The organism is Actinomycetospora sp. CA-053990 (assembly GCF_050948445.1).
Classification (GTDB): domain Bacteria; phylum Actinomycetota; class Actinomycetes; order Mycobacteriales; family Pseudonocardiaceae; genus Actinomycetospora; species Actinomycetospora callitridis.
On the sequence record NZ_CP192043.1, the window covers coordinates 1,558,553 to 1,581,051 of the forward strand.

Here is a 22,499-nt window from a genome sequence, read left to right on the forward strand (position 1 = left end):
TCTCGGTCCATCGGTAACCTTCCTGAACTCTCCCGGTTCACGTCGTTCTCGCTCGCGCCGGCGCCCGGTGGTGGTCATCGGGTGGATCAGAGCGATGACCTACCGCAACGAGAGCTGCGGGGATCACGTGTGTCCTGGGGGCATGTCCCTGGCGGTGGATCCGAGGCCGGCACCCGGCGAGGCGACGTCCGCCTCGTCGCTGCGGTCGGCGGTCCCCCTGCCGCCGGCCCGCGCGTCGGTGATCGCCCGCCACACGCGGTAGGGAGTGGTCGGCATGTCGATGTCGGTGACCCCGTACTGGCGGACCGCGTCGAGCACGGCGTTGACCACGGCGGGTGGTGAGGCGATGGTGCCGGCCTCGCCGACGCCCTTCACCCCGAGCGGGTTGGTCGTCGCCGGGGTGGTGGTGCGGTCGGTGGTGAAGTTCGGCAGATCGGCCGCGGTCGGGAGGGTGTAGTCGACGAACGTGCCCGAGAGCAGCGTGCCGGACTCGTCGTAGGCGGCTTCCTCGAACAGTGCCTGGGCGATGCCGTGCGCGAGTCCGCCCTGGACTTGCCCTTCGACCAGGGTGGGGTTCACCACCGTGCCGACGTCGTCCACGGCCACGTAGTGGCGCAGGTGCACCCACCCGGTCTCGGTGTCCACCTCGACCGCGCACAGGTGGGTGCCGTGCGGGAAGGAGAAGTTCTCCGGGTCGAAGGTCGCCTCGGCGTCGATCGACGGTTCGATCCCCTCGGGCAAGTCGTGCGCGGTGAACACGGCGAGGGCGATGTCCTGGATCGTGACGCCCGTGTCGGTGCCGCGCACCGAGAACGTGCCGTGTGCGAACTCGATGTCGTCGACGTCGGCCTCGAGCATGTGCGCGGCGATCGGCCGGGCCTTGGCGATGACCTTCTCGGCCGCCTTGACCACCGCGATGCCGCCGACCGACAGCGACCGGGACCCGTAGGTGTCCAGTCCGCGGGGTGCGGACTGGGTGTCGCCGTGAATGATCTCGACGTCGTCGAAACCGACACCGAGGTGGTCGGCGGCGACCTGACACCACGACGTCACGTGCCCCTGTCCGTGGGGCGAGACCCCGGTCACCACCTCCACCTTGCCGGTGGGTAGCATTCGGATGCTGCTGTGCTCCCATCCGCCGGCGCCGTAGTTCAGTGCGCCGAGGATGCGCGAGGGCGCGAGCCCGCACATCTCGGTGTAGGTCGATATGCCGATGCCCAACTGCACCGTGTCGCCGCGCCGCTGGCGCTCGGTCTGTTCGCGGCGCAGCCCGTCGTAGTCGAAGAGCTCCTGCGCTCTGTCGGTCGCGGCCTCGTAGTTGCCGGTGTCGTAGGTCAGCGACGAGGCCATGGTGTACGGGAACTCGTCGTGGGCGATCCAGTTCTTGCGCCGCAGCTTCATCGGCTCCATGCCCAGCTCGACCGCGAGCTCGTCCATGAGCCGCTCGATGCCGAAAGCGGCCTCCGGGCGTCCGGCGCCGCGCACGGCGTCGGTCGGGGTCTTGGTGGTGAACACGTTTCTGCAGGAGAACCGGTAGGCCGGGATCTTGTAGATGCCGGGGAACATGAATCCGCCGAGGATCGGGACGCCCGAGGTGAGGATGCGCAGGTAGGCGCCCATGTCGGCGAGGAGGTCGACCTGCAGCCCGGTGATCGTGCCGTCCGTGCGGGCGGACACCGTGAGGTTCTGGACCTGGTCGCGGCCGTGATGCCCGGACAGCAACGACTCGGAGCGGGTCTCGGTCCACTTCACCGGCTTGCCCAGCTTCTGGGCGATCATCACGAGCAGGATCTCCTCGGGGGTGACCTGGAGCTTTCCGCCGAATCCGCCGCCGACGTCCGGCGCGATCACCCGCAGCCTGTGCTCCGGGATGCCGAGGGTCATCGCGGTCATGGTCTTGAGGATGTGCGGGACCTGGGTGGACGACCACACCGTCAGCTGCTCGGGCTCGGGATCGACCACGACCGAGCGGGGTTCCATGAACGCCGGGATCAGGCGCTGCTGGCGGAAGCGCCGCCTGACCACGACCTGGTCCGGGTCGGCGTCGGCCGTCGCGAACGCCTCGTCGACGTCGCCGCCGATGCCCGCTTCACCGGAGTCGAACCTCCACAGGGCGCTCTGGTTGGTGCCCAGGTCGGGATGGACCAGCGCCGTCCCCTCCGCAAGGGCCGCCTCCATGTCCAGGACGGGGTCGAGCGGGGTGTAGTCGACCTCCACCTTCTCGACGGCGTCCTTGGCGATGGCCGCGCTGCGGGCCACGACCACCGCGACCGCGTCGCCGGCGAAGTTGACCGTCGTGGGGGCCAGCGGATGTGCCACCGGAGCCTTCTGATCCGGGGTGACCGACCATGCGTTCGGCAACGAGATCCGGTCGGCGCCGAGGTCGGTCGCGGTGTACACCGCCACCACGCCCGGAACCTCGGTGGCCGGGCCGGTGTCGATCCCGCTGATGGTGGCGTGTGCGAGCGGGCTGCGGACCACGGCGACGTGCAGCATCCCGGTCAGGACGATGTTGTCGGTCCACCGGGTACGGCCGGTGATCAGTCGCTGGTCCTCCTTGCGCAGCCGGCCGCGGCCGATCTCGGTGACGTGCGGGGCGGACGAGGTGGTGGTCATCAGCTGTCTCCTCCGGGTCGCCCGGCGTGGAAGATGAGTCGGAACTTGCCGATCTGTATCTCGTCGCCGTCGTCCAACGTGGCCATGTCCACGGCCAAGCGGTTGAGGTAGGTGCCGTTGAAGCTGCCGACGTCGACGACGACGAAGGTCTCGCCCTGACGACGGAACTCGGCGTGGCGCCGGGAGACCGTGACGCCGTCGAGCACGATGTCGCTGTCTGAGCGGCCGACGACCGTCGTGTCGCGGTCCAGCACGAACCGGCGCCCGGCGCCCGGCCCGCGATCGAGGACCAGTAGCGCCGACCCGGTGGGTAGTGCCCCCACGCTCGCGGCATCCACGTCGAGATCGACGAACACATTGTCAGTACTCACACTGCGTCACCTCCGTAGTGATCGAGATGCGCTGGGTCAGCTCGTATGGCGGCGCAATGTCAACTGATCACCGAACACGACGCAACCCAGAGAACGTATCTGGGCGTTTCACGAGCGGGCGTGGTTGGTGTACCGATGTACTTCTCTTCCAGTCATATCGTAACACGATATAAAACCCTTACGCCAGGCGCCGAGGGTGGTCGTCGACCTCGGCGACTCCGGGTCGGATCACCACGACGGGGCACGGGGCGTGGGCGGCGAGGTACTGACTGACCGAGGCGAGCAGTGCCCCGATGAACTTGCTGTGACCGCGCGAGCCGACCACCAGCAGCTGTGCGCGCGCGGCGGCGTGCAGCAGCACCTCGGTCGCATGTCCTTCGACGGCGGTCGTCACGGTCTCGTCAGACGGCGATATCCCGATGTCGGCGAGGGCCTTGGCCAAGGTCTCCTCGGCCGCCATCACCGGATGGAAGTCGCCGACGGTGACCATGGCTCCGAAGGTCGATTCGACCGGGACCTCCCACGCGATCACCGCCGAGAGTCGGCGTGCTCGTTAACCTGGCGCGGCGATGAGGTCGTTGGATCGAGTCAGGATATGAAGTGGTCCGCCGCCGCCCAGCCCGTACGCCTCCGCTGTCGTCAACGAACAGGGGATGAGTTCGCGCTTGTCCGGATCGAACAGACCGTTGCGGCGGTGCCGGGGGCATCCTGAAAGCAGCAGAGACAATCCCCGGGAATGGTGGAGGTGTGGCGGGTATGCGCGATGCGCACGTCCGCGGAAACGAAGGGCTCCGGACCAGCCCTGGGCACACTGCACCCGCGCCGCGACCGGATCGATCTCGTGAAGAATCACAAGGAGAACAAGTGACAACGAACCCCACCAGCCTGCCCGCCACCCTCCAGGCCACGAGGCGACGCATCGCCGAGTTGTACCGGGGCAAGTGATTGCCGACCAGGACATCGAGGGATAGTCGGCACCTACGCCGGCCAACAGCGACAGGGAGACACCGCGGCCGGTGTCTCCCCGAGGGCCGTGTGGTCCAGTGCGGTCGGGGAAGTCTCCGGTGCGGCTAGCTTCCGACGACGCCCGGGATCCGGCCGCAAGCTCACTGATCGATGCCGCGGGTCTGTCCGGCGACGGGCGTCCCTACAACGTGGCGCTGCTGGTGCTCAGCTCCGCATCCGGCCAGTCAACGCAGGACCCCCAGTGCGCGCGGAGACGGCCGCGGCCGTCGCCACCGCGAACGCCCGGCTCGCCGAGCCCGAGCGCATCGTGCGCTGGGCGTTGCTGGACGACACCTGGCAACCAGGAGGACCGGAGCGACCCCGACCTTCAAGCGGCGGCGCACCGCCATCGTGCGGCCAGCCCGACGGGCCGCCGACGCCGAGGGCGACCAGCACGGAGCCGATCTGTTCGATCGAGGAGTACGCCAGCATCTCCTGCGCGTCGCCGCGGGACACCGCCGCGCGCCGTAGATGAGCGAGGCGGCCCCCTGCGCGATCACGGCCGGCGGCGAAGCGCAGTTCGGCCCCGAGGATTCCGGCGCCGAAACGCAGCAGGCCGTAGGTGCCGATGTTCGCGACGGCCCCGGAGAGGATGGCCGCGATGGTGGGCTGGGTGGAGGCGTAGACCGTCGGCAACCAGTAGTGGACAGATGCGCGCCGCGATCGGCGCGAAGGTCGCGGCGGCTGGCCGAGGATGCGCTCGGGACACCCATCCGCGATCCGGCCCCTCCAGGTCCCGATGGCCCCGGCGACGCGGGTGAGCGGGGAAGCCCGCTCCGCTCAGCAGTCGATCAGTCGTGGTCCCGAGCTCGCTTTGCTGCTGGGCGGCTGCGAACGATCCACAGCACTCTGCGGCCGACGGGCCCCCTGCAAGGTGCCCGTGGTTGGGCTCACCCCTTGTCCTGCGGCGACCCGGTCGTGAGGGTGGGCGGCACGGTAGATGACGGCCACGACACCATCCAGACGAGCGGCAAGGTCGGGATCGTCGGCGCCGGGGCGGTCGGTGCGGCGACCACGCTCTCGGCGATCCAGCGCGGTTCCTGCCGCCAGATCGTCCTGATCGACAAGAACGCCGACCGGGCGCGCGGCGTCGCCCTGGACATGACCTACGGCGCCCCGCTCTCGCCGGTGGTCGATGTCGTCGCCGGCGACTACGGCGAGCTCGCGGGAGCGCACCTGGTGATCGTCACCGCCGGCGTCAACGAGAGCAGCGGAGGAGCCACCGATCGCGGCGACTCGCAAGGTCGTCTGCGCCTCCTCGACGCCAACGCCGCCGCCTATCACGAGATCGTGCCGCAGATCGTCCAGCACGCCCCCGACGCAGTGATCATGGTCGTCACCGACCCCCCGGATCCCCTGGCCGACCTGACGCTCGAGCTGGCCGGCCACGACCGGGTCTTCTCGGCCGGAACCCTCATCGACAGCTTGCGCTTCCGGGTGCACCTCGCGCGTCGGCTCGGGGTGCGCTCGGCCGACGTGGAGGCGCTCGTCGTCGGGGAGCACGGCACGTCGGAGGTCCTGCTGTGGTCCTCCGCGACCCTCGGGGGCCTGCGCGTGCTCGACCTCCTCGCCGAGCAGGGGATGGACCTCGAGCAGGTCCGCGGCGAGGTGGAGAACGAGATTCGGTACGCCAACATCAACATCATCGAGGGGATCGGTGCCAGTCAGTACGGCATCGGCGCGGTCGCCGCGCGGTTGACGGAGGCCGTCCTGCGGGACGAGCGCGCGGTCCTGCCGGTCGCGGCTCGCCACCCCGACCACGGCGTCACCCTCTCGCTGATCAGCATCCTCGGCGCCTCCGGGGTGGTGAGCATGCGCGCACCGACGATGTCCCCTGACGAGGAGCAGGGGTTGCACCGCAGCATCGAGGCCCTCCGCAACGCCGGGCGCCGGTGCCGCCGCGCCGGTTGACGGCGCGGTACCGGGCACCGGGGTACGGCATGGGCGACGCGACCCGTGGGTGGTGCCACGCTCCTGACGCGGGGGCCGAGAGCTCGACCCCGATGTGAGAGGAGCGGTTGCAGGGGGAGGGCTGGCTGATCATCGGGCACGATCGCTGGGCACCGTCCTGGAGGCCCGCACCGGCAGCGGGTTCGCTCTCGACAAACGGCCACCCCGTGGCCGCGGCGAGCGCCCGGGCGACCGTCGACTTCGCTACGCCGGAGACCCTCATGACGATCAGGCTGACGGTGTCCCCGCCCGCCCGGCCCGCCCCCGGCTTCAGGACGCGATGCCGGCACTCCGTTGGGCGCCCGCGCTGGCCCTCGGTGGGCTGGCCGTCGCCCTGGTGGCCGGCTTCTTCCCGCTCGTCCTCGGCCAGCCGCCCTTCAGCCACCGACCGAGCGCCACGACGAGGGCGGCCCCGGCGACGGCGCCCGGGCGAGCCCGTCGCGACGATCGGCGCGGTCGAGCTGTTCACCTCCGGTCGCGGCCCCCGAGACGATCCCGGCCAGGACGTTCCGCCGACGTCGCCGCGGCGCTGGTCGATCCGACGGCCCCCTCAGCAGGCCGCCCCGCGTCGTCCGCGACCTCTGTAGTGCGGTTAGTGGCCGATCTCCAGCTGCGGCAGGGGCACGCTCAGCGCGGTCCCGACGCCACCCCACCGGCCGACCTCAGCGGTCAAGTCGAGTTTGTCTACCGGGGCGGCGTTCTCGCCCCACGCCTCACGCGGAACCATCCACATGACCTCGAACTCGTTGCCGTCCGGGTCGACGCCGTAGACGCTCTTCGTCGCGCCGTGGCTGGACTGACCGGTGTACGCGTCCAGCCGGACCAGGGTGTCGCGTGCCTGTTCCAGTTCGTCGACGGTGTCGACCTGCCACGCCAGGTGGTACAGACCGACGGTGCCCCGCGCCCGCGGGGGAGCGCCGGCGCCGATCCCGAACAGACCGAGGTCGTGGTGGTTGCCCGAGCGGGACAGCCGCAGGAAGGCGGCGTTCGCCCGTGGCTCTCGGGTCACCACTTCCATCCCGAAGGCGTCGGTCCAGAAGCGCAGTGCGCGCTCCAGGTCGGACACGAACAGGACGGCGTGGTTGAGCCGTACCGCGGCGATGCTCATGGCGTGCTTCTCTCGTGCTGTGACGTGGCGTGCGGTCAGGCGGTGGGGCCGACGAGCTGCCAGGCGCTCTGCCAGGCCCAGCCGTTGGTGGCGTTGAGGGTGATGTTGAGGAAGGCCATCTCCTCCAGCGCGCGAGCCAGCCGTAGGCCGCCGGCGTCTACGGGTGCGAAGCCCAGCGAGGTCGCGACGTCTGCGACCCGTGCCTTGGCGTCGGCGTCGTCGCCAGCCATCAGCACCTGCAGGGGCTCTCCGTTCTCGGTGGAGGCCGCGTAGCGGCTCGCGAAGACGGTGTTGAACGCCTTGACCACGGGGACGCTTCCCGCGGCCTGCTGGACGTCCTCCGCGCCGGAGATGCCGGTGACGTCCAGACCGCTGAACGACGCGTTCAGCGGGTTGGTGGCGTCGACCACGACGGCGTCCTGGAGGGCCGGAGCCAGTTCGGCCACGACGGCGGGCGCCACGGTGCCGGGGACGGCGAGGACCACGACCTGGGCCCCCTCGACGGCGGACAGGTTGGACGCGGCGGCACGGGCGCCGCTCTCCGCGGCGACGCCTTCGGCCTTGTCGGCGTGGGCCGCGGTGACCACGACTTCGTGGCCGGCGGCAACAGCGGCCCGGGCGAAGCCGCCGCCCACGTTGCCGGCCCCGATGACGGCGATGCGCATGATGTCCTCCAGGCAGTTGCTGAATCAGAATTTGACTGTGCAACTAACTCTAACAGTTCTACTTGCATAGTCAACTGTTGAGCGGGTAACCTTCAGTGTGGCTACGATCTCCGCCCGCGACGACGCGCTCGTCACGACCTTCGGTCGGCTCCTGGAGGCCCAGAGCACCCTGGAGCGCCGTCTGGGCGCCGAGCTCGAGGCCCGCTGCGGGCTGCCACTCGCGTGGTTCGAGGTCCTCGTGCGGCTGGCGCGCTCCGAGCACGAGCAGCTGACCATGAGCAGCGTCGCCGAGCAGGTCAGCTTGACGACCAGCGGCATCACTCGCCTGGTCGACCGCATGGCCGCCGCGGATCTCGTCGAGCGGGTGCCGTCTCCGACCGATCGGCGCGTCTCCTACGTCCGGCTGACCGCGTCGGGCCGAACCGGGCTCGACAAGGCCCTCCCGGTCCACGCCGCCGGACTCCGCGAGATCTTCACCTCCTTCAGTGAGGCCGATCGCTACACGTTCGACGCCCTGCTCGACCGCCTCCGCCTCGGGTCTACCGGGGGCACGTGAGCAGGCGTGCATGGGCCCGCCCGGCCTCGACCTGTGTTTTCGGTGCCTCACCAGGGCCGGGATCGGCCCCGCCACCAACGCGGCAGCAGGGTGGCCGGCGGATCGGCGACGGGCAACGACGCGGTGTCGCCGCTCGCCGCTCGCGTCGCGTGGTCGGGCTCGACCCCCGCGAAGATCATGATGTCGACGGCGACGATGCGGGTGATCTCCAGCGTCGTGGGGGGCAACGCCTGACCTAGACCGTATGGAGACCGGCGCCTCCGCTCGTAAGTTGGCGCGGGTCACCGTCGCTGGTGGCGGTGCCGCATTTACGGGGAGGCGCCGGTGCCTGGTGAGGGTAGTTGGATCGGGTTGGACGTTCACGCCCGTTCGGTCGTGGGCTGCGTGATCGACGAGACCACAGCTGAGATCCGCAGCCAGCGGATCGGGGCGCGGACTGAACAGATCGTCGAGTGGGTCAGGGCTCAGCCGGGTCCGGTGGTGGCCTGTTATGAGGCCGGACCGACCGGGTTCGGGCTGGCCAGAGCGCTGAGCGCCGTCGGGGTCCACTGCGAGGTGGTGGCGCCTTCGAAGCTGGAGCGACCGGCCGGGGACAAGGTCAAGACCGATCGTCGCGACGCCGAACGCCTCGCGCGGCTGCTGCGCATCGGGGAACTGCCCGGGGTGCGGGTGCCCACCGAAGCCGAGGAAGCCGCCCGAGACCTCGTGCGAGCGCGGGAGGACTGCCGCGGAGATCTGATGCGTGCGCGGCATCGGCTCTCCAAGCTGCTGCTGCGCCAGGGCCTGGTCTGGGAGCACAGCGCGTGGACCGGGGCGCACGAGGACTGGCTGCGCGGGCAGCGCTTCGACCGGCGCGGGGTGCAGCTGGCCTTCGACGAGGCTCTGGACACGGTGTTCACGGTCCACGCGCGCCGGGACCGTCTCGACGCCGCGATCACCGAGATGGCCGCGACCGACCCGGCGTTGGTCGGGCCGGTGGGGCGGCTGCGCTGCCTGCGGGGGGTCTCGACGTTGACCGCGACCGGGTTGTGTGTCGAGGTCGTCGACTGGCATCGGTTCACCGGCTCCACGATCGGGTCGTATCTGGGTCTGGTGCCCTCGGAGTTCTCCTCCGGGGCCCGGCGGGTCCAGGGCGGAATCACCAAGACCGGCAACAGTCATGCCCGCCGGCTGCTCGTCGAGGCCGCCTGGCATCACCGCCGCCCGCTGCGCGCCAGCCGGGACCGCGCCCGGCGCGCCGACGGGCAGCCCGCCGCGGTTCGCGACCGCGCCGAGGCCGGCAACCGGCGCCTGCACCAGCGCTGGTGCCGGCTCGAGCAGCGCAAGAAGCGGCCAACGGTGTCGGTGGTCGCGGTCGCCCGCGAGCTCGCCGGCTGGTGCTGGAGCCTCGCGGTGCTCGAGGACAACCAGCCCGCAGCGGCGTGACCGGCTGACCGCGGCGGCCGCCCACAGACCCCGGCGGGCGCCGGGTGGGAGACAGGCAGCGCGAGGAGCGACCCGCGATACAGCTATGAGCAGCTCGCTGCGGCCACCGCCGCGGCTGGGTGACGCTCGCCCCTAGATTCGCGGAACGCTCCCGACGAACATCCGGTCATGCGGTCACCAACCCGCGCATATCAGTCTGACCGCGCGTCGAGCCGACACGCCTCCAGCCCACCCGGCCTCGCCGGACCCATAGCCCTGACCAGCCACGATGCGCCACATCGAGGGCCCAACACCCCTGCCCACTTGACAGAAGTGCCCTCCATATCAGCTGTACTGACCGGACACGTTGGTTGAGTGCGTGTGACGACACGGTCTGAATGATCTTGGGGGGAGGACCTCTCGGGAGTGGTGTGGAGCTGTCTGACGGCATCCACTCACCACCGGGAGGTCCTCCGTGGCCCACGCTAACGCTGCGCTGACTCCGCGAGCCCGATTGAAGCTGGCGCGTCTGATCGTCGAGGGCGGCTGGCCGATCGCCCGAGCTGCCGAGCGGTTCCAGGTGTCCTGGCCGACCGCGAAGCGCTGGCGGGATCGCTACCTCGAGCTCGGCGAGGCCGGAATGGTCGACCGCTCCAGCCGCCCCCACCGCATGCCGCGGCTGACTCCCCGGCCGGTGGTGCGCAAGATCGTGCACCTGCGGTGGAAGCAGCGCCTCGGGCAGCTCGAGATCGCCGCGAGGCTCGGGCTCGCGGCCTCGACGGTGCACCTGGTGCTGCGCCGCTGCGGGATCAGCCGGCTCTCGCACGTGGACCGTGCGACCGGGGAACCGGTGCGCCGCTACGAGCATCCCCACCCCGGCTCGTTGATCCACGTGGACGTCAAGAAGCTGGGCAACATCCCCGACGACGGCGGCTGGCGCTACGTCGGGCGCGTCCAGGGCAAGAAGAACCGGGCCGCCACGCCCGACAAGCCCCGCAACCGCCACCACAACCCGAACATGGGCACCGCGTTCGTGCATACCGTGCTCGATGACCACTCCCGGGTCGCCTACGCCGAGATCCACGACGACGAGACCGCCGCCACCGCCATCACCGTGCTGCGCCGCGCAGTGGCCTGGTACGCCGCCCGCGGCGTCGTCGTCGAGCGCGTCCTGTCCGACAACGGTTCGGCCTACCGCTCCCATGCCTGGCGCGACACCTGCGCCGAACTCGGCATCACCCCGAAGCGAACCCGGCCCTACCGGCCACAGACGAACGGGAAGATCGAACTGAGGTTCCCCCGGTAGCCCGGAGACCGACGATCATGGCCGTAGGCCGTGAAGGGAGTCTCCGATGGCAGCACCGAAGAAGTACCCCGATGAGCTGCGCGAGCGGGCGGTGCGGCTCTACCGGTCGTCCACCCCGCGACCGACCTTCCGCCAGCTCGGTGAGCAGCTGGGGGTGCATCATGAGGCGCTGCGCAACTGGGTGCGCCAGGCCGAGGCCGACCACGGCGAGCGCGACGACCGTCCCACGACCGCCGAGGCCGAGGAGCTGCGCCGGCTGCGCAAGGAAGTCGCCGAGCTGCGCCGAGCGAACGAAATCCTGAAGGCGGCGAGCGCTTTTTTCGCCCAGGAGATCGACCCGACAAGGAAACGGTCATAGCGTTCGTCGCCGCCCGGAAAGATGACTTCGGCGTCGAGCCGATTCTGTCTCAGCTCGGGGTGGCGCCCTCGACCTTCTATGGCTGGCTCGAGCAGGACCGTGACCCTTCACCGCGCCGTCGCGAAGATGTCGAGGTCCTCGCCGAGATCCGCGAGGTGCACGACCGGTCGGGCCAGACCTACGGCGCCCCACGCGTGCACGCCACCCTGCGCCGCCGCGGCCGACACGTCTCCCGCAAGCGCGTCGAGCGGCTCATGCGCGCCGCCGGTCTGCAGGGCGCCTACCTGCGCAAGCGCTGGCGCACACCCTCAACCCGCCAGGACCCGCGCGCCTCATCGGCCCCGGACCTGGTCGAACGCGACTTCACCGCCCAGGCCCCGGACCGGCTCTGGGTCGCCGACGCCACCCGCATCCCCTGCGCCCAGGGCGCCTTGTGGCTCGCTGCGGTCCGCGACGTGTTCTCCAACCGCATCGTCGGGTGGAAGACCTCCGACCGGTGCGACACCGAACTCGTCCTCGGCGCCCTCGAATACGCGGTCTGGTCCCGCGACGTGCGCAACGGCCAGCTTCGGCACCATTCCGACCGCGGCTCGAACTACACGTCGTTCCGTTTCGGCGCCCGACTCGAGGACCACGGCATTCTCGCCTCGATGGGGTCGGTCGGCGATTCCTACGACAACGCGCTGATGGAGAACTTCTTCTCCACCCTCAAGACCGAGCTCGTCTACCGCCGAACCTGGAGGACCCGGGAAGAGGCCGAGAACGCCCTGTTCGCCTACATCGACGGCTGGTACAACCGCGAACGCATCCAGGCCCGCCTGGGCTGGCTGTCCCCCGACGAGTACGAGCACACCTGGCACACCAGCCGAGCTCACCCCGAGCCCGTCCCGGCCAGGTAGGAAGCACTCCGGGCTACCGGGGGAACCTCACTATGGGTCCGGCGAGGCCGGGTGGGCTGGAGGCGTGTCGGCTCGACGCGCGGTCAGACTGATATGCGCGGGTTGGTGACCGCATGACCGGATGTTCGTCGGGAGCGTTCCGCGAATCTAGGGGCGAGCGTCACCCAGCCGCGGCGGTGGCCGCAGCGAGCTGCTCATAGCTGTATCGCGGGTCGCTCCTCGCGCTGCCTGTCTCCCACCCGGCGCCCGCCGGGGTCTGTGGGCGGCCGCCGCGGTCAGCCGGTCACGCCGCTGCGGGCTGGTTGTCCTCGAGCACCGCGAGGCTCCAGCACCAGCCGGCGAGCTCGCGGGCGACCGCGACCACCGACACCGTTGGCCGCTTCTTGCGCTGCTCGAGCCGGCACCAGCGCTGGTGCAGGCGCCGGTTGCCGGCCTCGGCGCGGTCGCGAACCGCGGCGGGCTGCCCGTCGGCGCGCCGGGCGCGGTCCCGGCTGGCGCGCAGCGGGCGGCGGTGATGCCAGGCGGCCTCGACGAGCAGCCGGCGGGCATGACTGTTGCCGGTCTTGGTGATTCCGCCCTGGACCCGCCGGGCCCCGGAGGAGAACTCCGAGGGCACCAGACCCAGATACGACCCGATCGTGGAGCCGGTGAACCGATGCCAGTCGACGACCTCGACACACAACCCGGTCGCGGTCAACGTCGAGACCCCCCGCAGGCAGCGCAGCCGCCCCACCGGCCCGACCAACGCCGGGTCGGTCGCGGCCATCTCGGTGATCGCGGCGTCGAGACGGTCCCGGCGCGCGTGGACCGTGAACACCGTGTCCAGAGCCTCGTCGAAGGCCAGCTGCACCCCGCGCCGGTCGAAGCGCTGCCCGCGCAGCCAGTCCTCGTGCGCCCCGGTCCACGCGCTGTGCTCCCAGACCAGGCCCTGGCGCAGCAGCAGCTTGGAGAGCCGATGCCGCGCACGCATCAGATCTCCGCGGCAGTCCTCCCGCGCTCGCACGAGGTCTCGGGCGGCTTCCTCGGCTTCGGTGGGCACCCGCACCCCGGGCAGTTCCCCGATGCGCAGCAGCCGCGCGAGGCGTTCGGCGTCGCGACGATCGGTCTTGACCTTGTCCCCGGCCGGTCGCTCCAGCTTCGAAGGCGCCACCACCTCGCAGTGGACCCCGACGGCGCTCAGCGCTCTGGCCAGCCCGAACCCGGTCGGTCCGGCCTCATAACAGGCCACCACCGGACCCGGCTGAGCCCTGACCCACTCGACGATCTGTTCAGTCCGCGCCCCGATCCGCTGGCTGCGGATCTCAGCTGTGGTCTCGTCGATCACGCAGCCCACGACCGAACGGGCGTGAACGTCCAACCCGATCCAACTACCCTCACCAGGCACCGGCGCCTCCCCGTAAATGCGGCACCGCCACCAGCGACGGTGACCCGCGCCAACTTACGAGCGGAGGCGCCGGTCTCCATACGGTCTAGCTCCCCGGCGAGACTCCGGAGGTGGTCCTGATCTTCGCTCTCGGACGTCTGGAGTTCGTCCCGGTCCGGCGCGGCGAGAGAGCCCTCGATCAGCCTGGCGTGGAGGTGGAAGCGCACGGCCCTAGGATGCACTATCGATAGTGCATAGGCGATCCGGCGTCATGCATTATGTAGTGTGCACGTCACGTTCCTGTGGTGGGCCAGCGGGACGCACGGGCGCGGCTTGACGCTGCCCTCCGGGAGCGGGAGGCGGTACGCCGAGCGGTCGCAGCCGTCGACGCCCAGCTACGGGACGCCATGCGCGACGCCCTCGAGGCCGGGGTGACGGTCGCCGAGGTCGCGGAGCTGACCGGCTACCACCGCAACAGCGTGCGCCGGATCGTGGACGCTGACGGCTCCGAGTGACGGACACCGTCCCGGCCCAGCCCGGCCGGTCTCGCTCCCGTCCAGCGTCGTGACGGCTCGACAGGGCCCTGCGGTCCAACGGTCCGGCATGCCCGCTGCCGCCATTGCGGATCACTGAGTCGGCATCCCGGAATTGAGTTCTCGCCTTTGACATAGAGTAAGAGCGATGCGGTAGAGCATTTCGTAATACTCTACGTTAAATGGTCGTCCCGACGATTCCCGTAGACGCCAGGAGACGGCGTCGGTGCAGGTCAGAGGCTTGGTTAGCGTATCCCGCGGAATTGCTGTAGACCTGGAGGGGCGAACTCCGCCTGCCCCCGGAAGGAATGGACATGCAGACCCCCCTTGCCCTACTCAGCCTCGCTCTCCTCGCTCTCCTCGCTCTCCTCGCTCTCCTCGCTCTCCTCGCTCTCCTCGCGCTCCTCGCCGGAGTGTGCACGCCGATGGCTGCCCCGCTGGCGCTCGTCGGAGCCACCCTGATCGCCGCCCTGGCCCTATGGGCGGGCGTGTGTCTCCTCGGCGGGAGCCCGGACGAGGGCCGGAGGGCTGCCCTGCGCTGGCTGGGTGGGGGCTAGGAGCCGGGCGCGCTCCCCTAGGGTGTACTGAAACTCCTTCGCGTCCGCGACGCAGACGATCCGCTCGGTGGGCCCACCTCGCCCGGCAGCGCCGTCATCTGTGTTCGACCCGCGCCGGCTCAGACGACGGTGGTTCGACGACCTGGCGCTGTCCTGACAAGTCCTTCGCTGCCAAGCGTTGCAACGGCTCGTTGAGCAGTTCCGACGGATACGGCGGAGGCCTGGGCGAGATCTGCCACGGGCGGCAACTCGCTTCCGCTGGAGAGTTCGCCAGTGCGTATCCGATCCCGTAGTGCTGCCGCCACCTCTTCGTAGGGCGCTCGACGTCCTCGATCTGAGGCCCGCGGCTGCGGGACGATCGACCCCATGGTGGCGGCGGCTCGCTTGTCCGCTTCAGCCACCCACGCCGCGTACACCTTCAGCGTCGTCGCGCCGCCGTCCCCGTGTCCGAGGCGGCCAGCGACGGTACGGATGTCGACGCCGGCGGCGAGTAGCTCGGTGGCGGAGTAGTGGCGCAGGGAGTGCAGGCGCGTGCTGCGGAGGCGGAGCCGCTCGGCAAGACGCCGGTAGCGCTGGGTCGTTGTTGCCGGCCGCAGCGGTCGCGAGCCGTCTGGTGTCAGCGAGAAGACGAAGCCGTCGTCGAGGAGTTCCACGCCGAGCTTCGCGCAGAGCTCGACCCGCTGCTTCCGGTGTGCGCGAAGCATCTCGACGGCCTTCTCGTCGATTGCGAGCCGCCGGCCCTGGTGTGTCTTGGTGTCCTTCTCCTGTCGACCGTTGGTAGCCCTTGTGATGGAGAGGACCATTCGCGCCAGATCGAGGTCGGACCACCGCAGCGCGCACATCTCGCCGCGGCGCGTGCCGGTAACCATCGTCAACCAGAGGAACAGGCACCACTCGGGATCGGGCGCCGCCTCGTTCAGCAGCGCAGCAGCTTCCTCGGCCGACGGGGGATCCGGCTCGTGTCGCTCGAAGGCTGGGGGACGGGCGATCTCGGCCTCGTTGACGCCGAGGTGCCGCCAGCGGACTCCGAGACCGAGTGCGGCGCGCACGACGAAGTGGAGCTTGCGGACGGTGTTCGCCGCGAGCGGTCGGCAGACGTGGCCGGCTCTCGCCCTGCCCGAGCATAGCTCGCGGCAGCGGCGGAGCCTGGCATAGAAGAGCTCGAGGACCTCGGCATCGATCTTGCCCGCTGGCGTCCCGCCGAAGGTCGGCCGGAGGTAGATGCGGATCAGGTCCGCGTACCGGTGCGCGGTGCTCTCGTCGTGATCGGAGACCTCCATCCACTGGTCGAGGAGCGCGCCCATGGTGGTGCTCGTGCGGGGGTGGCGCTTCTCGTCGACCTTGGTCTGGAGCCGGGCGAGAGCGGCTTGCGCCTCCTTGCGGGTGGGAGCGGACTCCCGCAGGTAGCGCTCCTTGCCTGTCAGCGGGTCGATGCCGGCGTAGATCACCGCGCGGTACGAGCCGCTCGACCGCTGCTCGACGTACCCACGGCTTCGGCTCTTGGTCGCGCCCACGGGGAGGAGGTTAGGCCGATTTCATCCCCCGAGTCCCTCCCATTACGAGGTGAGCGCGTGGGGTCGAACGGTGAACGTGCTGGTCAGGCCCGGCGCCCCCGGCAGGATTCGAACCTGCGACACCCGCTTTAGGAGAGCGGTGCTCTATCCCCTGAGCTACGGGGGCCCGGGTGCACTGTAGCGCCCACCATCGTCGTCACCCGTCGTCGTCCTCACCCGCCGGGAGATCGCGAGCAAGCGCTTGCTGCCTCAGACGGGCCGCGACACTCCCCGGTAGTGAGGTGGATCCCGGGGCGGGACACGTGCACCCTGGTCTCTCGTGGCCGACTCACCGAACGGCGCCCAGCCTCCGGGCGAGCAGGACGACAGCGGCGCCCGCACCCAGGTGCACCTCGACGACACCTACGACAGCGTCGCGCTGGCGGTCTTCCGGACCGCCGAGTGGATCCCGCCGGCGTACCGGCAGGCCTACCTCGACGGCGCCGCGAGCGTGCTCGGCTACGACGCACTCGTGGAGAACTGACCGCGCCGCGCCCCCGCCCGTTCCGCACCGATCCCCGCGAGGACGACGGCCGCGACGCCGGCCGCCGCGGCCGGTGAGGGTGTCTGGCTCAGGAACAGCACGCCGACCCCGAGGGCGATGGCGGGCTCGAGGCACATCAGCGTGCCGAAGGCGGCGGTGGTCAGCCTGCGCAGCGCCAGGAGCTCGAGGCTGAAGGGCACGACGGGGAGCAGCAGGGCGATCCCGAGGCCCGCGAGCAGGACGGACACGTCCAGCGCCCCGGTCTCGAGCGAACCGAGCAGGCTCGGCCCGGCGACGACGGTGGCGACGAGCCCGGCCACCGGCATCGACACCCCGAGCCCCGTCAGGCCGGTGACCTGGTCGCCCACGCGTTGGGTCAGCAGGATGTAGCCGGCCCAGCAGGCCGCGGCGGCGAGGGCGAAGGCGACACCGGCCGGGTCGAGGTCGCTCTGCCAGGGGTTGGTCAGCAGGACGACGCCGACCGCGGCGAGCAGGGCCCAGCCGCGCGCCCGCCCCCGGCCGCGCAGCAGGGCGACCCCGAGCGGGCCGAGGAACTCCAGTGCCGCCGCCGTCCCCAGCGGGATGCGGGCGAGCGCCTCGGTGAACAGGATCGTCAGCCCGGCGGTCACGGTGCCGAGCGCGACGGCGGCCGCGAACGCCGACCGGGTGAACGCCGACGGCCGCGGACGCGCGATGACGACGAGCAGGAGCCCGGCCCAGAGCAGCCGCAGCGCGGCGGTGCCCGTCGACCCGATGTGCTCGAAGAGGCCGACGGAGACGGCGAGCCCGATCTGGACGCACAGCATCGAGCCCGTCGCCATGAGGGCGCCGGTACGGGGCGAGGACGGGAGGACGAGCGGGGAGGTCGGAGCGGCCACGGCTCCAGTGAAGGCGAGACGATCGTTCGCGTCCACGTGAGAATCGTGGACAGAACGTCCGCTTATCACGGACGATAGCGAGTGTGGACACCCGCCGCCTGCCCTATCTCGTGGAGTTCGCGCGCCACGGCTCGATGCGGGTGGTGGCGGAGGTGCTGGGCACCAGCACGTCCGTGGTCTCGCAGCAGATCGCCGCGCTGGCGCGGGAGGTCGGCGCGGCCCTGGTGGAGCCGGCCGGACGCCGGTCCCGGCTCACCCCGGAAGGCCGCCGCCTGGCCGAGCACGCCCGTACGATCCTCGCCGCGGTCGAGACCGCCGAGCTCGACCTCGACCCGGACGCCGAGCCCCACGGGGTCGTCCGGCTGGCCGGGTTCGCGACGGCCGTCCGGCGAGCGGTGGTCCCGACCGTCACCGAGCTCGCCGCCACCCACCCGCAGGTGGCGCTGACGATCCGCGAGTACGAGCCCGCCGAGGCGCACGCGATGCTCGCCGCCGACGAGATCGACCTCGCCCTGACCTACGACTACGACCTGGCTCCTGCCGCGCTCGACCCCGACCTCACCGGGATCCCGCTGTGGTCGGCGGACTGGGGGCTCGCGGTCCCGACCGCCGAGGTTCCGCCCGCCGCGGACACCCTCGACGCCCTCGGGGTCGTCGCGGCGTTCGCCCACCGCGACTGGATCGGCAACTCCCGCAACCGTGCCGACGAACAGGTGCTGCGCACCCTCGCCTCGATGGCCGGCGTGACGCCGCGCCTGACCCACGAGGCGGACAGCCTCGAGCTCGTCGAGGACCTCATCCTCGCCGGGCTCGGCGTCGGTCTCCTGCCGCGCGACCGCCGTCCCCGTCCCGGTGTCGAGGTCCTCGCGCTCACCGCGCCCGGCGTCCGGCTCCGCGCCTACGCGGTGACCCGGCGCGGCCGTGCGGGCTGGCCCGCGCTGGCCCTCGTCCTCGACCGGATCGTGCGCCGGGCCGAACACCGGTGAGGCGCGTTCACATCGGCGGCCGTTCGTCCTATCGTGGAGGAGTCCTGCGGTCACGGCGAGTGGTCGCAGGATGGACGCCGCCGTCCCGGACCCCGACGACGTGTCAGACCGTCTGCGACACGCTCGGGGGAGTCATGAGTCGCGCTGCGCGCATCGTCACCATGTGGGTCGACGAGTCCAAGGTCCACGTCAGTCTCCGCGGCGACGCCGAGGGCGACGACGACCTGCTCGTCCGTCTCGACGTCGTCCTGGCCCGGGTCCTGCACGCGGGCGCCACCCATCTCGTCGTCCACCTCGATCGGCTGACGGGCGACCCGACCGCCGTCGTCGATCATCTCGCCGATGCCTGCCAGCAGTTGTGGGCTCGCCACGGGGTGATGGAGACCGTCGGCCTCCGCGGGCGGCTCGCCGCGGTGCCCGCCCCGCGCGAGGCCCCCGACACCGTTCCGGAGAACCCGCACGATCACGTGGGGCGGCACCGGGCGACCACGAGCCCTGGCTCGGGGCCCCGATGACGCGCCGCTGGTCCGCACGGTCCCCGGCGATCGTCCGGTCCACACTCGCGGACGCTGGACCAAACGACGGCGCTGCGCGAGGCTGGAGGCGCACGTCCTCGGCTCAGACCCCGCCGAACGCACGGCACGCGCGCCCGGAGCGCGGTGCGCGCTCGTCGAGGGGGTCCGGGTCGTCCGTGTACGCACACACTCCGCGCACGCTCGTCCTCGCCGGACCGCTCGACGCGTCCGAGACGAAGAGCCTCCTGGACTACTGCCGGCTGTTGTACGGGAGCGGGCAGACCAGGCTCCACATCGACATGACCGGTGTGACCGAGTGCCACCGGGCCGCCCTCGACGGCCTCCAGGCCCTGACCACGGGGGCCACCGGCCTCGCGGTCTCGCTGGGCGGGGCGCACCGCGGGCAGTTCACGGCCCTGCTGAGCGCCGCCGAGCCGTCCGACGCCGAGGGCCTCGGTGACTCCGTGCACGCACTCTGCTGTGCACCGGCCGACCCGGAGCCCGTGGCCGGCACCTCCCCCGGAAGTGAGCGATGAGCACCTCCCACGACTCCGAGCCCGCCGTCCACGCCGAGATCGACCCGGTGGACATCGACCGCCTCCGGGTCGCGGCCCACCACGTCCTGCGCTGGACCGACGAGGGGGGCGCGGACGACCCGGACATCGCGCGCGTGGACCTGATCAGGCAGCACGCCGGGACCCTGGTGGACCTGGGCACCGGGGCGGCCGACCCGTTCGCGGCGGCGCGCTCCCACGCGCTGACCGTGCGGAACGAGCTCGTCGAGATCGGCACCGAGCGGTCGCTGACCCTCGCCGTCTGGTTCGACGACGCCCTCGGGCTCGGCAGGCGCGGGGGAGAGGCGATCACGAGCGATCCCGCCGAGCGCGGCACCGACTGAGGGGCGCCCGATCCCGTTTCGACACCGGGACGGATCGGGCAATGCCCGGCCATCGCCGGCCGACGGCCGGCGGTCGGGGCGGCCCCGCCGAGGGTTGAGCAGACAGCACCGGCGGGGTCGTCACCGCTCACGCGACGTGGCGCCCCGGTGTCGTCACGACGGGGTACAACGGATCAGAACAGCTCGCGCGAGTAGGAGCCGACGGACTCCGCGTCCGAGGGCACGCGCGACGACGGGACGGCCGACGGGGCCACGTCGGCGACGCGGCGCGAGCGCTCGGCGGCCTCGAGGACGGCGCCGTGGAAGCGGGCCACCTCCGGGCCCCCGTCCGACGGCACGTGTCGGGAGCTGCGCTCCGTCGAGCCGACGGGCGTGCTGAGCAGGCTCAGGCCCGGCTCCGGGACGTCGACGGCGGTGACCTCGAGCTGGTGCACCCGGTGGAAGGCCACCTGCGCGTCGGGGTCCGGGCCCTCCCGGTCGGGGTCGCGGTCGGTCACCACGAGGACGTCCGGGGTGAGCAGCAGCTCGACGGTGCGCCGACGCGTCCGGCTGCGGCCGAACCAGCGGCCGGACTCGACGACCTCGTCGGTGCGCACCGCGTGCGTGACCTCCGGCAGCGGGTCGCGGACGAGCCCGCGGACCTCGGCCTGCTCCTGGACCAGCGAGATGACGGCCGTCGGGAGGCTGTGCACACCGATGACTCGAGACGACGTGTTGCGGTGGGTCCCCACGACACCCCTCCACTCCGCGGCGGGAGCCGGGGGTTCCATCACCCGGAGGTGCTCGCGACGCCGCATGGGTGAGGTCGGGGTGAATCATGCGCGCGTTACACACGCCACCCGATCCAGTGAACATGCGACCGTGTGCGCATGCCTGACGACGCTCCGGACCGGGAGGTGGGGCACGCGGCGGAGCTCGTCGCCCGTGCCCGGCGGCTGACCGTGCTCAGCGGCGCGGGGGTGTCCACGGACTCCGGCATCCCCGACTTCCGCGGGCCGCAGGGCGTGTGGACGCGCAACCCCGCGGCCGAGCGCCTCTCGTCGCTCCAGGCCTACGTCTCCGACCCCGAGGTGCGGCGCGAGGCGTGGCGGCAGCGCGCCACCCATCCGGTCTGGACCGCGCGGCCCGGCCCCGCGCACGCGGCGCTGGTCGACCTCGAGCGCTCGGGGCGGCTGCTCGCGCTGCTGACCCAGAACATCGACGAGCTGCACCAGGCGGCCGGGTCGTCGCCCGAGCTCGTCGTCGAGCTGCACGGGACGATGCACCACACCGAGTGCCTCTCCTGCGGGGCCCGCGCGCCGATGGCCGAGACGCTGGCGCGCGTCGCCGCGGGCGAGGAGGACCCGCCGTGCCCGCACTGCGGCGGCATCCTCAAATCGGCCACCATCTCGTTCGGCCAGGAGCTCGACGCCGGGGTGCTGATGCGGGCCCGGTGGGCCGCGGTCGACACCGACGTCCTGCTCGCGGTCGGGACCTCGCTGGGCGTGCACCCGGCGGCCGGGGTCGTCGACCTCGCCGCGGCCGCGGGCGCGGCGGTGGTCATCGTCAACGCCGAGCCGACCCCCTACGACGACGTCGCCACGGTGGTGCTGCGCGGCGGGGTCGGCGAGATCCTCCCGCGGCTGGTGCCCGGCCCGTCCGACTGACCGACGCTCAGCGCGAGAAGTCGGACAGCACGCGTTCCAGGGGCGCGGGTCGGACTGCCACGTCGCCGAGGAACGGCTGGTCGATCGCGATCGCCACGAAGAGCAGCACGCCAATCGTCGCCGCGAGGCTGCCCGTCATGAACAGGTGCAGCGACGTGCTGCGGAGCCCGAAGATCATCCCGAAGCCGATCGTGACCACGCCGCCGAGGACCAGCGCGACCCACAGGACGCCGGGGAGCCCCTGGCCGACGAAGTCGAGGCGCTGCGAGCGGAACGAGAGGACGTCGGCGAACCGGTCGGCCTCGACGGTGACGTACGCCTGCTGGATGGCCGTGTCGGCCGGCAGGGTCGCGAGGTGCTCCGCGGTGCGGTCGAGCACCGCCGCGACCGCCGGCGAGCCGGGCTCGCCGCGGCCCATCGCCGGCCACTCGTCGGTGACCACGGCCGCGGCGTAGTCGCGCACGTCGCTCTGGACGCGCTCGCGGACCTCCGGGGGGAACGCGACGGTCTCGCGGTAGAGCCCGCGCAGGGCGCTCGCCTCCTGCCCGACGACGTTCGACGCCTGGCTGAACTGCTGCCACGTGACGACGACGACGAACGCCAGGAGCACGGCGTAGATGACGCCGACGATCGCGATGAGGTAGCCCGCGACGTCGTTGTGCCCGCCCTCGGCGAGGTGGGGCCACTGCCGGCGCACGAGCACCTGGAGCCCGGTGACCAGCAGCGGGACCACGACCACGAACAGGACGAACAGCAACCAGATGGGGAGCATGGTCATCGGGAGCCCGGGTCCGCGGCGGACACGTGCAGGAGCCTAGTGGGAGCGACCCCCATGGTGGCGCGCGAGG

General features: G+C 71.4%; 24 protein-coding genes, 1 tRNA gene and 1 pseudogene. 13 read left to right on the plus strand and 13 right to left on the minus strand.

Annotation, left to right across the window (positions count from 1 at the left end):
* Positions 1-123 precede the first annotated feature (123 nt).
* From ACQPYN_RS08025 to ACQPYN_RS08040, 4 genes are all read right to left on the minus strand, one after another.
* Positions 124-2,616, minus strand: a complete 2,493-nt coding sequence (locus ACQPYN_RS08025) for a xanthine dehydrogenase family protein molybdopterin-binding subunit (protein ID WP_433035582.1) — start codon at positions 2,614-2,616, stop codon at positions 124-126.
* Entirely contained in the window at positions 2,616-2,987 is a 372-nt protein-coding gene (locus tag ACQPYN_RS08030; protein ID WP_433035585.1) for an FHA domain-containing protein, read from the minus strand. The genes ACQPYN_RS08025 and ACQPYN_RS08030 overlap by 1 nt, the downstream gene beginning before the upstream one ends.
* Before the next feature lie 178 nt (positions 2,988-3,165).
* Complete coding sequence (locus tag ACQPYN_RS08035) at positions 3,166-3,477, minus strand: universal stress protein (protein ID WP_433035588.1); 312 nt, start codon at positions 3,475-3,477, stop codon at positions 3,166-3,168.
* 680 nt (positions 3,478-4,157) lie between these two features.
* Positions 4,158-4,733 carry a proton-conducting transporter transmembrane domain-containing protein gene (locus ACQPYN_RS08040; RefSeq protein ID WP_433038780.1) on the minus strand — a complete coding sequence of 192 codons (576 nt, stop codon included), beginning with the start codon at positions 4,731-4,733 and terminating at the stop codon, positions 4,158-4,160.
* Between the two features lie 183 nt (positions 4,734-4,916).
* On the opposite strand from ACQPYN_RS08040, the gene ACQPYN_RS08045 reads away from it, so the two are divergent.
* On the plus strand, positions 4,917-5,903 hold the full coding sequence (locus ACQPYN_RS08045; protein WP_433035591.1) for a lactate/malate family dehydrogenase: 987 nt from the start codon (positions 4,917-4,919) through the stop codon (positions 5,901-5,903).
* A 631-nt stretch (positions 5,904-6,534) separates the two neighbouring features.
* Here ACQPYN_RS08045 and ACQPYN_RS08050 read toward each other — a convergent pair.
* Together ACQPYN_RS08050 and ACQPYN_RS08055 are read right to left on the minus strand one after the other, a co-directional pair.
* Positions 6,535-7,050, minus strand: coding sequence for a VOC family protein (locus ACQPYN_RS08050; protein WP_433035594.1), 516 nt, complete (start codon positions 7,048-7,050; stop codon positions 6,535-6,537).
* Between the two features lie 35 nt (positions 7,051-7,085).
* Positions 7,086-7,715, minus strand: coding sequence for an NADPH-dependent F420 reductase (locus ACQPYN_RS08055; protein WP_433035597.1), 630 nt, complete (start codon positions 7,713-7,715; stop codon positions 7,086-7,088).
* 97 nt (positions 7,716-7,812) lie between these two features.
* Here ACQPYN_RS08055 and ACQPYN_RS08060 point away from each other — a divergent pair, with 97 nt between their 5' ends.
* Entirely contained in the window at positions 7,813-8,271 is a 459-nt protein-coding gene (locus ACQPYN_RS08060; protein ID WP_433035600.1) for a MarR family winged helix-turn-helix transcriptional regulator, read from the plus strand.
* Between the two features lie 47 nt (positions 8,272-8,318).
* Here ACQPYN_RS08060 and ACQPYN_RS08065 read toward each other — a convergent pair whose 3' ends face one another.
* The gene (locus ACQPYN_RS08065; protein WP_433035603.1) at positions 8,319-8,498 is read right to left on the minus strand and encodes a hypothetical protein; all 180 of its coding nucleotides are present in this window, start codon (positions 8,496-8,498) and stop codon (positions 8,319-8,321) included.
* Positions 8,499-8,595: 97 nt separating this feature from the next.
* Here ACQPYN_RS08065 and ACQPYN_RS08070 point away from each other — a divergent pair, with 97 nt between their 5' ends.
* From ACQPYN_RS08070 to ACQPYN_RS08085, 4 genes and pseudogenes are all read left to right on the plus strand, one after another.
* Positions 8,596-9,696 carry an IS110 family transposase gene (locus ACQPYN_RS08070; RefSeq protein ID WP_433035606.1) on the plus strand — a complete coding sequence of 367 codons (1,101 nt, stop codon included), beginning with the start codon at positions 8,596-8,598 and terminating at the stop codon, positions 9,694-9,696.
* Positions 9,697-10,150: 454 nt separating this feature from the next.
* Positions 10,151-10,978, plus strand: a pseudogene (locus ACQPYN_RS08075) (IS481 family transposase); the annotation flags it as partial.
* A gap of 49 nt (positions 10,979-11,027) precedes the next feature.
* Positions 11,028-11,339, plus strand: coding sequence for a transposase (locus tag ACQPYN_RS08080; RefSeq protein WP_433035370.1), 312 nt, complete (start codon positions 11,028-11,030; stop codon positions 11,337-11,339).
* A 41-nt stretch (positions 11,340-11,380) separates the two neighbouring features.
* Positions 11,381-12,238: an IS3 family transposase gene (locus tag ACQPYN_RS08085; RefSeq protein ID WP_433038782.1), complete on the plus strand. Its 858-nt coding sequence runs from the start codon at positions 11,381-11,383 to the stop codon at positions 12,236-12,238.
* 283 nt (positions 12,239-12,521) lie between these two features.
* Here ACQPYN_RS08085 and ACQPYN_RS08090 read toward each other — a convergent pair whose 3' ends face one another.
* Entirely contained in the window at positions 12,522-13,622 is a 1,101-nt protein-coding gene (locus ACQPYN_RS08090) for an IS110 family transposase (RefSeq protein WP_433035606.1), read from the minus strand.
* A 937-nt stretch (positions 13,623-14,559) separates the two neighbouring features.
* Here ACQPYN_RS08090 and ACQPYN_RS08095 point away from each other — a divergent pair.
* Positions 14,560-14,691 carry a hypothetical protein gene (locus tag ACQPYN_RS08095; RefSeq protein WP_433035609.1) on the plus strand — a complete coding sequence of 44 codons (132 nt, stop codon included), beginning with the start codon at positions 14,560-14,562 and terminating at the stop codon, positions 14,689-14,691.
* 119 nt (positions 14,692-14,810) lie between these two features.
* Here ACQPYN_RS08095 and ACQPYN_RS08100 read toward each other — a convergent pair whose 3' ends face one another.
* Together ACQPYN_RS08100 and ACQPYN_RS08105 are read right to left on the minus strand one after the other, a co-directional pair.
* Complete coding sequence (locus tag ACQPYN_RS08100; protein ID WP_433035612.1) at positions 14,811-16,205, minus strand: tyrosine-type recombinase/integrase; 1,395 nt, start codon at positions 16,203-16,205, stop codon at positions 14,811-14,813.
* A 93-nt stretch (positions 16,206-16,298) separates the two neighbouring features.
* Positions 16,299-16,371 (minus strand) — tRNA-Arg (locus ACQPYN_RS08105).
* 153 nt (positions 16,372-16,524) lie between these two features.
* Between ACQPYN_RS08105 and ACQPYN_RS08110 the strand changes: the two genes are divergently transcribed.
* Complete coding sequence (locus ACQPYN_RS08110) at positions 16,525-16,728, plus strand: hypothetical protein (RefSeq protein ID WP_433035615.1); 204 nt, start codon at positions 16,525-16,527, stop codon at positions 16,726-16,728.
* Here ACQPYN_RS08110 and ACQPYN_RS08115 read toward each other — a convergent pair.
* Entirely contained in the window at positions 16,704-17,606 is a 903-nt protein-coding gene (locus ACQPYN_RS08115) for an EamA family transporter (protein WP_433035618.1), read from the minus strand. The genes ACQPYN_RS08110 and ACQPYN_RS08115 overlap by 25 nt on opposite strands.
* Before the next feature lie 83 nt (positions 17,607-17,689).
* On the opposite strand from ACQPYN_RS08115, the gene ACQPYN_RS08120 reads away from it, so the two are divergent.
* The 4 genes from ACQPYN_RS08120 (at position 17,690) to ACQPYN_RS08135 (ending at position 20,005) form a co-directional block, all read left to right on the plus strand.
* Positions 17,690-18,592, plus strand: a complete 903-nt coding sequence (locus tag ACQPYN_RS08120; RefSeq protein ID WP_433035621.1) for a LysR family transcriptional regulator — start codon at positions 17,690-17,692, stop codon at positions 18,590-18,592.
* Between the two features lie 134 nt (positions 18,593-18,726).
* Positions 18,727-19,107: a hypothetical protein gene (locus ACQPYN_RS08125; RefSeq protein ID WP_433035623.1), complete on the plus strand. Its 381-nt coding sequence runs from the start codon at positions 18,727-18,729 to the stop codon at positions 19,105-19,107.
* Between the two features lie 176 nt (positions 19,108-19,283).
* Positions 19,284-19,643, plus strand: coding sequence for a hypothetical protein (locus tag ACQPYN_RS08130; protein ID WP_433035626.1), 360 nt, complete (start codon positions 19,284-19,286; stop codon positions 19,641-19,643).
* On the plus strand, positions 19,640-20,005 hold the full coding sequence (locus tag ACQPYN_RS08135) for a hypothetical protein (RefSeq protein ID WP_433035629.1): 366 nt from the start codon (positions 19,640-19,642) through the stop codon (positions 20,003-20,005). The genes ACQPYN_RS08130 and ACQPYN_RS08135 overlap by 4 nt, the downstream gene beginning before the upstream one ends.
* 173 nt (positions 20,006-20,178) lie before the next feature.
* Here ACQPYN_RS08135 and ACQPYN_RS08140 read toward each other — a convergent pair whose 3' ends face one another.
* Positions 20,179-20,697 (minus strand): hypothetical protein, encoded by a 519-nt coding sequence (locus ACQPYN_RS08140; RefSeq protein ID WP_433035632.1) that lies wholly within the window; start codon positions 20,695-20,697, stop codon positions 20,179-20,181.
* A 177-nt stretch (positions 20,698-20,874) separates the two neighbouring features.
* Here ACQPYN_RS08140 and ACQPYN_RS08145 point away from each other — a divergent pair, with 177 nt between their 5' ends.
* Positions 20,875-21,651 (plus strand): SIR2 family NAD-dependent protein deacylase, encoded by a 777-nt coding sequence (locus ACQPYN_RS08145; protein WP_433035635.1) that lies wholly within the window; start codon positions 20,875-20,877, stop codon positions 21,649-21,651.
* Positions 21,652-21,658: 7 nt separating this feature from the next.
* Here the strand turns inward: ACQPYN_RS08145 and ACQPYN_RS08150 are convergent, their stop codons facing one another.
* Positions 21,659-22,429: a DUF4239 domain-containing protein gene (locus ACQPYN_RS08150; RefSeq protein WP_433035638.1), complete on the minus strand. Its 771-nt coding sequence runs from the start codon at positions 22,427-22,429 to the stop codon at positions 21,659-21,661.
* Positions 22,430-22,499 lie beyond the last annotated feature (70 nt).

What these genes read in the sequence shown, in the direction of transcription:
- ACQPYN_RS08025 (WP_433035582.1), bottom strand. Translation starts at nt 2,616, where the DNA reads ATGACCACCACCTCGTCCGCCCCGCACGTCACCGAGATCGGCCGCGGC.
- ACQPYN_RS08035 (WP_433035588.1), bottom strand. Translation starts at nt 3,477, where the DNA reads ATGGTCACCGTCGGCGACTTCCATCCGGTGATGGCGGCCGAGGAGACC.
- ACQPYN_RS08050 (WP_433035594.1), bottom strand. Translation starts at nt 7,050, where the DNA reads ATGAGCATCGCCGCGGTACGGCTCAACCACGCCGTCCTGTTCGTGTCC.
- ACQPYN_RS08055 (WP_433035597.1), bottom strand. Translation starts at nt 7,715, where the DNA reads ATGCGCATCGCCGTCATCGGGGCCGGCAACGTGGGCGGCGGCTTCGCC.
- ACQPYN_RS08080 (WP_433035370.1), top strand. Translation starts at nt 11,028, where the DNA reads ATGGCAGCACCGAAGAAGTACCCCGATGAGCTGCGCGAGCGGGCGGTG.
- ACQPYN_RS08095 (WP_433035609.1), top strand. Translation starts at nt 14,560, where the DNA reads ATGGCTGCCCCGCTGGCGCTCGTCGGAGCCACCCTGATCGCCGCCCTG.
- ACQPYN_RS08125 (WP_433035623.1), top strand. Translation starts at nt 18,727, where the DNA reads ATGAGTCGCGCTGCGCGCATCGTCACCATGTGGGTCGACGAGTCCAAG.
- ACQPYN_RS08135 (WP_433035629.1), top strand. Translation starts at nt 19,640, where the DNA reads ATGAGCACCTCCCACGACTCCGAGCCCGCCGTCCACGCCGAGATCGAC.
- ACQPYN_RS08145 (WP_433035635.1), top strand. Translation starts at nt 20,875, where the DNA reads ATGCCTGACGACGCTCCGGACCGGGAGGTGGGGCACGCGGCGGAGCTC.
- ACQPYN_RS08150 (WP_433035638.1), bottom strand. Translation starts at nt 22,429, where the DNA reads ATGACCATGCTCCCCATCTGGTTGCTGTTCGTCCTGTTCGTGGTCGTG.